The sequence below is a fragment of the Synechococcus sp. W55.2 genome (genome assembly GCF_047461635.1).
In the GTDB taxonomy this organism is placed as follows: Bacteria; Cyanobacteriota; Cyanobacteriia; order Thermostichales; family Thermostichaceae; genus Thermostichus.
Genome location: NZ_JANSHM010000107.1, coordinates 1 through 3,477 on the forward strand (window position 1 = coordinate 1; position 3,477 = coordinate 3,477).

Sequence of the window (3,477 nt, forward strand, 5' to 3'; positions counted from 1 at the left end):
CTTTGCTTTGGCTACCATGTTGGCAGACTCGAAAGTAAACAGAAAGATCAACTGGTAGTAATCCGTACTGAACATATATTTTCAGTATAGTTGAGCTTATTATTGACTAGAGTCATGCTCCTGACCGTCCTGAAGACTTCCTTCCAGATTACCCTGGCTCCCCTATCCATCGACCGTGTCCACCAAGAGGCCTCCCATCCGGGCAATGGGGCCGTGGTGGTGATGAGCGGCACTGTTCGAGACAACACCAATGGCCGCCCTGTCGATTACCTGGAATACCAAGCCTACGAGCCCATGGCTCTGAAGGTCTTCGCCGATATTGCCCGACAAATTCAGCAGCGCTGGCCAGATGCCAACAGTGTGGTCATCCACCACCGCATCGGCAAGCTGCGCATTGGCGAGATCAGCGTCTTGGTGGCGGTGGGCACCCCTCATCGGGCCGAAGGGTTTGCTGCCTGCCAATTTGCCATCGACACCCTCAAGCACAACGCCCCCATCTGGAAAAAAGAATACTGGCGAGATGGCACCAGCGCCTGGGTGAGCCTTGGCGCTTGCGAGCTCTCTTCAGAAAGGAGGTAGATCTCTTTAGACCATACCCACTTGCTCGGCCAAGCCCAACTGCTGACGAGCCGTTTGGCAATCTTGCTGAATTTGCTGAATCAAATCTGCCACCGTGGGAAATCTCCGCTCTGGGCGGATAAAGCCCCGTAGCGCCACCCGCACCTCTTGCCCGTAGAGATCTCCTGTCCAATCCAATAGATGCACCTCGACGGTGTGCTGTAAACCGGCAAAGGTGGGCCGATGGCCGATGTTCATCACCCCAGGCAGAGCTGCCGCAGCAGCAGGCACATCCACCCAAACGCTGTACACCCCATCACGGGGCAAAAACTTCTCCGGAGGCAAGCGGAGGTTGGCGGTGGGAAAGCCCAGTTGTCGGCCCCGCTGATCCCCTTGCACCACCTCTCCCATCAGACGATAGGGGCGACCCAAGAGCGCTTCGGCAGTGGACACCTCCCCGGTCGCCAGGGCAGCTCGAATGCGAGAGCTGCTCACCCGTTCCCCGTTCAGTTTCGCCTCCGGGATCACCTCCACCGGAATGCAGCGCTCGGATCCCCAAGCCTGGAGCGTTTGGGCGTTGCCGGAGCGACGGTGACCAAAGCAAAAATCCCAACCGACGCTGAGATGGCGAACGCGCAGGCCCTGTTCAAGTACCGTTTGGATAAACTCTTGGGGGGGCTGGCAGGCAAATGCAGGGGTGAAGGGGAGCAGTACCACCTGCTCAAAGCCCATTTGCGCCAACAGATCCAGCTTTTCGGCAGGGGGAGTGAGCAACAGCTGAGGCCGCCTCGTCAAGACTTCCTGTGGATGGGGATGAAAGGTGAGGACAGTACGTACCCCCTGAAGAGAATCTCGAATCGGCTGCAGCACCTTCTGATGGCCCAGATGCAAGCCATCGAAGTTCCCGATGGCCACAGCGGTGGGTCGCAAGGTTTGAGCCAGATCAGAAGTGATGTGCACTGTCCGGGATCCTAAAAACAGCCAACCAACTGCCTACCCCAGAGGCCACAGCAGGGCCACCAACCCACTCAAGCCCACTACGCCCCACAAGCTCCGTCGCAGGCGCTGCAACACAGGATCAATCTGATACCTGACAATCAGCCGATGCTGAGCCAGCTCCTCTTCTGACTTGGCATACATCGCCCCATCGTACCAGCCACTTTCTTCATAGGGAATCTGGGCTTGTACCAAGCGCCGCCGCACATAAGCCCATCCCAAGTAGAGATGGAGCAACACCAGGCCGAGCAAGACATTGGCCCCCAGCACCGACCCAGAGACAAAGTGGCCCCAATCTCCGGCAAAGCTGCTCCAAACCAGCGGGGAAACCGCCAGCACAACAGCTCCCCAAACCCCAAAGATTCGTTTTAAGTAAGGGATCCAGCCCAAAGCAGGCCAGGAAAAAGGAAAGGCTTCCCTCAGCTCTGCATATTGCCGGAGCGGCTGTTGCTCAGCGGGAATGGGATGGGAGGGATCCAGCATAGACCTTAACGTATCTACACAAAATGATATCGGTCGGGTTGGCCCCCCGCCAAGCCCATCCTCAGACCTCCATCTCTCGACGAAGACAGCCTAGAAATCCAGCCCAGGCATCTTCCCGATCAACCGAAGGGGAGCGGGGTATCGTATTTATTAGCGGGGTATCGTATTTATTGAAGTGTGGTCGCGTCTAGAATTCATCTCATCATGAGCGTCACGAGCGAATCTGCCGCCACTGCCGCACCCTACGTGATCTTAAAAGAGCCGGATGGCAGCCAAAGAAAACACGTTCTCTCGGGAGCAACCGCTTGGACCCTAGGCCGTGATGAGGACAACGCCATCGTCTTGAGCGATCCCAGCGTTTCCCGCCAACATGCCCTGCTGCAATACCTCGACAACAACAGCATCTATCTCATCGATCTGGGCAGCCGCAACGGCTCGTTTGTCAACAATCGCCGCGTCAGCATTCCCACCCTGCTGCAGGATGGGGATCACCTCACCCTTGGACAATCCCAGCTGGAGTTCCACAGCGGATCCCTGGCCAGCTCAGAACCCAGCCCCGCGGCCAAACCTTCGGACACCCTGGTTTTACAAACCCGCTGGCTGATCTCGGTGGCGGTGGTGGATGTGCGAGGTTACGGACAACTGACTCAACAACTGGACGAGCGCCTGCTTTCCCAGGTGATGGGCGATTGGTTCCGGCGGGGTGGGGATATCATTCAGCAGTACGGGGGCAGCGTTGATAAATACATTGGCGATGCCATTATGGCCGTTTGGTTCCATGTGCCCCAAGCCAACACCGCTCCCCTGGGAGGAGTTGAAGCGCCGGGAATTCACCTCGATGTGAAGTCGGTTTTGCAGGCCATAGCGAAGCTGTTTCAAATGACCGAGCAACTGAACGGTGAGTTTCCGCTGCCTTCTCCCATTCGTCTGGGGGCAGGGGTCAACACAGGCTCGGCAATCGTGCGCCAGGTGGGCAACAACACCCGCCAAGAATATACGGCTCTGGGAGATACGGTGAATTTGGCCTTTCGCATCGAGAGCGCTACCCGCACCCTCAACGCCGACCTGGCGATCAGCCAGGACACCTATACCTGCTTGGCCAAACAGCTGGGGCAGGCAGCCACCTGCTTCTCCCATCAGGCTGTGGAGCTGAAGGGGTATGCCCACCGCCATCAGGTGTACTACTGCGATGTGCGGTCTTTGCAAGCCGTTCTCAGCCCCTAGACTTGGATCCGACTACCCGGAGATGTCTTGCCGCTGTCTGCTGTGTAAACTACCCGACTCCGACCGCTAAAGCGGTACGGAGCGGGCTTTCAGTAGCCCTGAGCCTGTTCTGCTCTACCAGAGAACAAAACAGGCCCGAACCTCTAGGCTGGTTTACGACAGCCCCAAGTTTGGCAATCATGTTGGCCCCATTCCAGTCCGCATCTCCTTCCCATC

General features: G+C 57.4%; 4 protein-coding genes and 1 pseudogene. 2 read left to right on the forward strand and 3 right to left on the reverse strand.

Annotated features, from left to right (window positions below):
- Nucleotides 1-114: 114 nt before the first annotated feature.
- Nucleotides 115-579, forward strand: coding sequence for a molybdenum cofactor biosynthesis protein MoaE (locus NW828_RS13630; protein ID WP_414384438.1), 465 nt, complete (start codon nt 115-117; stop codon nt 577-579).
- 6 nt (nt 580-585) lie between these two features.
- Here NW828_RS13630 and NW828_RS13635 read toward each other — a convergent pair whose 3' ends face one another.
- Nucleotides 586-1,518, reverse strand: a complete 933-nt coding sequence (locus tag NW828_RS13635; protein ID WP_414384440.1) for a bifunctional riboflavin kinase/FAD synthetase — start codon at nt 1,516-1,518, stop codon at nt 586-588.
- Between the two features lie 33 nt (nt 1,519-1,551).
- The gene (locus NW828_RS13640; protein WP_011433781.1) at nt 1,552-2,037 is read right to left on the reverse strand and encodes a CGLD27 family protein; all 486 of its coding nucleotides are present in this window, start codon (nt 2,035-2,037) and stop codon (nt 1,552-1,554) included.
- A gap of 204 nt (nt 2,038-2,241) precedes the next feature.
- On the opposite strand from NW828_RS13640, the gene NW828_RS13645 reads away from it, so the two are divergent.
- On the forward strand, nt 2,242-3,261 hold the full coding sequence (locus NW828_RS13645) for an FHA domain-containing protein (RefSeq protein ID WP_414384441.1): 1,020 nt from the start codon (nt 2,242-2,244) through the stop codon (nt 3,259-3,261).
- 49 nt (nt 3,262-3,310) lie between these two features.
- On the opposite strand, the pseudogene NW828_RS13650 reads toward NW828_RS13645, so the two are convergent.
- Nucleotides 3,311-3,477: pseudogene (locus NW828_RS13650) on the reverse strand (RNA-guided endonuclease TnpB family protein); the annotation flags it as partial.

Excerpts from the sequence above, each read along its gene's own strand:
- NW828_RS13645 (WP_414384441.1), top strand. The coding sequence starts at position 2,242 with ATGAGCGTCACGAGCGAATCTGCCGCCACTGCCGCACCCTACGTGATC.
- NW828_RS13640 (WP_011433781.1), bottom strand. The coding sequence starts at position 2,037 with ATGCTGGATCCCTCCCATCCCATTCCCGCTGAGCAACAGCCGCTCCGG.
- NW828_RS13630 (WP_414384438.1), top strand. The coding sequence starts at position 115 with ATGCTCCTGACCGTCCTGAAGACTTCCTTCCAGATTACCCTGGCTCCC.